This is a genomic window from Phormidium sp. CCY1219 (assembly GCF_035615515.1).
GTDB lineage: Bacteria > Cyanobacteriota > Cyanobacteriia > Cyanobacteriales > Laspinemataceae > CCY1219.
Map to the genome: position 1 here is coordinate 1 of NZ_JAJENT010000756.1, position 210 is coordinate 210.

Sequence of the window (210 nt, forward strand, 5' to 3'; positions counted from 1 at the left end):
AAAATAAACCCCTTTGACGCCAAGACTGGGGTCTTCTTTTGCGCCAAAATAGTCTAGCAATGCGGCGGATGCGGTGGGGGTCAGAATCCATCCGGTGATGACTGCATCTTCGGCAATTTGGGTATTTTCTCGGTTGGCTTTGCGTTCTTCATTGGCTTGAATTTGATAGAATTTTTGGATGCAACTGCGGATTTGTTTGGGTTGGACTGC

General features: G+C 47.1%; 1 pseudogene. It reads right to left on the reverse strand.

Going from position 1 to position 210, the window contains the following annotated elements:
- Nucleotides 1–210: pseudogene (locus tag LKK83_RS22845) on the reverse strand (hypothetical protein); the annotation flags it as partial.